At 35.2% G+C, this 1,664-nt stretch carries 1 protein-coding gene; it reads left to right on the top strand.

Annotated features, from left to right (window positions below; translation table 11 throughout):
* Positions 1-156: 156 nt before the first annotated feature.
* Positions 157-1,467: an IS1380 family transposase gene (locus D1606_RS18330; protein ID WP_119417442.1), complete on the top strand. Its 1,311-nt coding sequence runs from the start codon at positions 157-159 to the stop codon at positions 1,465-1,467.
* Positions 1,468-1,664 lie beyond the last annotated feature (197 nt).

Genomic DNA, 1,664 nt, shown 5'->3' with positions numbered 1-1,664 from the left:
CCTGAACTATTCATAGTCATTAAAGAATCAACCTTATATTCTAGTTTTCTAGGCTTTCTTGGCCGATTTGATTTTTCACTAAATAAATGCAAAAAAGAATCCATTTCTGTTAAAGTTTAAGTAACGACTCAAAAACCAATAGAAAGGATTCTTTATATGGTTACTTTAACGAAAAAAACACTGGATTTCAACAGAAAAATTAAATTATCAAATGATGGAGGTTCTCTTTCCTCCGATACCGGTGAATTTCTTTTTAGGGAATTCGATGAAAAAATCAATTTTTCAAAGGTTTTGGAAAAACACTTAAAACTGAATGATTCAAGAGCTTATTATCTTCATTCAAATGAAAACTTGTTACGCCAAAAAATTTATCAATTGATTGCTGGGTATCCTGAAGATGACGCAGCCGACCAATTAACAGATGATCCAGTTTTTACACAAATAATAGGAACGCCAGCGCTCGCATCTCAACCAACTTTATCTCGCTTTTACACTCGTTTTGATGAAGTATCACTAGATCAGATGAATCTTGCCAACCAAGAATTACTGGACAAAATTCATATTTTTCGAAAATCACGGGCGTTATTTATAGACCTAGATTCTACCCATTCCGACACATATGGCGAACAAGAATCTTCCTCTTATAATTCCCATTATGGAACCATGGGTTTTCATCCTCTAGTTGCCTTTGACGGCGCCACAGGGGATTTTTTGAAGGCGAAACTTCGCCCCGGAAATGTCTATACTTCCACTGGCGTTGTTGAATTTATTCAACCTTTGATCGAACATTACAATCAAACTTTTCCGGAAACGAGTTTGTTTCTACGAGGTGACAGTGGATTTGCGGTTCCTGCACTCTATGATTTGTGCGAAAAGGAATCCGTTTATTTCATTATTCGGCTCAAATCAAATCCTCAACTACAAAGTTTAGCCAAAGAATATCACCCATCCAATGTACCTTCAGATGTTTCCAAAGCTGAATACTATTTTGAAGAAACGATTTACCAAGCAAAATCATGGTCTAAACCTAGAAGAGTCATTATCCAGTCCGTACGACCTGCAGGGGAGTTGTTCTTTACACATTCCTTTTTTGTAACTAATTTTAAATTAGGTTTTCCAAAAGAGATTGTCCGTGCTTATCAAAAAAGAGGGACGATGGAAAACTACATCAAAGAAGCTAAAAATGGTTTCTATTTCGATCAAATGAATAGTCATTCTTACCTTGTGAACGAAGTGAAAATGATGTTGACTCTACTAGCTTATAACTTAACCAATTGGTTACGCACTCTTTGTTTTCCAGAAGGACAAAAGACAATGCAAATGGACACCATACGTACTCGAATCATCAAAGTAGCCAGTAGACTTGTGAAATCAGGAAGATCTTTGTGTTTTAAATTATCATCGAGTTTTGTGTACCAAAAGTTCTTTTGGAACGTATTGGACCAAATTCAAAGACTCCAAATTTAATCATTTGAAACATATCCTTTGGCTAACTCAAAAAAACAGTTTTTCTGCCCAAGGGAGAAGTCTGGCTAAAATTTGACTATTTGCCTCAAAAAATTCAGTTAATTTAGTTTGAAAGAATAAAATTTAAAAGGATCAGTTAAATTTCATAATCCTGCAGCTTTACCTGTGTGATTTTCGTGGGTTATGAATATTTCAGG

The sequence above is a fragment of the Rummeliibacillus sp. POC4 genome (assembly GCF_003576525.1).
Classification (GTDB): Bacteria; Bacillota; Bacilli; order Bacillales_A; family Planococcaceae; genus Rummeliibacillus.
The sequence above is the reverse complement of the archived record's forward strand: the minus strand, read 5'-3'. Positions and strand labels throughout refer to the sequence as shown.